Source organism: Dryocola clanedunensis subsp. sulfonylureivorans, assembly GCF_016756775.1.
In the GTDB taxonomy this organism is placed as follows: Bacteria; Pseudomonadota; Gammaproteobacteria; order Enterobacterales; family Enterobacteriaceae; genus Dryocola; species Dryocola clanedunensis.
Genome location: NZ_JAERMU010000080.1, coordinates 1 through 625, shown reverse-complemented (window position 1 = coordinate 625; position 625 = coordinate 1). Strand labels below are relative to the sequence as shown.

Here is a 625-nt window from a genome sequence, read left to right as displayed (position 1 = left end):
TTTCCCCATTCGGAAATCGCCGGTTATAACGGTTCATATCACCTTACCGACGCTTATCGCAGATTAGCACGTCCTTCATCGCCTCTGACTGCCAGGGCATCCACCGTGTACGCTTAGTCACTTAACCTCACAACCCGAAGATGTCTCGTAAGACACACTCGTTTGTTGTGAAAATTTGAGAGACTCGAACATATCGTATTCCCATTCCTTATTACGGAGGAATGAGACGACATGTCGTTTCAATTTTCAGCTTGTTCCGGATTTTTAAAGAGCAAATATCTCAAACTTAACTCGAAGAGTCAGTTTTGAGATATTGAGGTCGGCGACTTTCACTCACAAACCAGCAAGTGGCGTCCCCTAGGGGATTCGAACCCCTGTTACCGCCGTGAAAGGGCGGTGTCCTGGGCCTCTAGACGAAGGGGACACTGAAGTCTCAATCGCAAGACGCCTTGCTTCTTTACTTTCATCAGACAATCTGTGTGAGCACTACGCGGGTTGTATCTTTAAGGTAAGGAGGTGATCCAACCGCAGGTTCCCCTACGGTTACCTTGTTACGACTTCACCCCAGTCATGAATCACAAAGTGGTAAGCGCCCTCCCGAAGGTTAAGCTACCTACTTCTTTTG

The 625-nt window shown here is 47.8% G+C and carries 1 tRNA gene and 2 rRNA genes; all 3 read right to left on the bottom strand.

What is annotated here, in order from left to right:
* Positions 1-127: ribosomal RNA gene (locus HYQ67_RS23875) — 23S ribosomal RNA — on the bottom strand; the annotation flags it as partial.
* 221 nt (positions 128-348) lie between these two features.
* Positions 349-424 (bottom strand) — tRNA-Glu (locus HYQ67_RS23870).
* Positions 425-509: 85 nt separating this feature from the next.
* Positions 510-625, bottom strand: a 16S ribosomal RNA gene (locus HYQ67_RS23865); the annotation flags it as partial.